The sequence below is a fragment of the Falsiroseomonas algicola genome, assembly GCF_011040385.1.
Taxonomy (GTDB): domain Bacteria; phylum Pseudomonadota; class Alphaproteobacteria; order Acetobacterales; family Acetobacteraceae; genus Falsiroseomonas; species Falsiroseomonas algicola.
This window is the reverse complement of the sequence record NZ_JAAIKB010000071.1, coordinates 1-379: the sequence shown is the minus strand read 5'-3', so window position 1 is coordinate 379 and position 379 is coordinate 1. Positions and strand designations below refer to the sequence as shown.

The 379-nt window shown below is 69.4% G+C and carries 1 pseudogene; it reads right to left on the bottom strand.

The window, feature by feature from the left end:
* A pseudogene (locus G3576_RS31060) lies at window positions 1-379 on the bottom strand (IS30 family transposase); the annotation flags it as partial.

Genomic DNA, 379 nt, shown 5'->3' with positions numbered 1-379 from the left:
GGTCCTCTGCCTCCGAAGGCCGCTCGCTGATCATCACCTCCGGCCCGACATGCGACTTGCCTCGGCCCCGTGTCCGCGCCCTCGGCACCCGTAGCGCCCGACCGGTCCGAAGGCACGCCGTCAACTCGCGTCGCAGCGCGCCGCGACCTTGGACGTAGAGCGCCTGGTAGATGGTCTCATGGCTGATCCGCATCGCACCATCGTCCGGGAAATCCAGTCGCAGCCGTTCGGCGATCTGCTGCGGGCTCCACGCCCTCGCCCAGCGCCGAGGTCCTCGCCGCCCATGCCGGCGCCCCTTCCATTGCGGATTCCGACGAAGCTGGCCACGGATTCCGATTGAAGGCGGCCACCTGTTCCGATCGAAGCCGGCCGGGGTGTG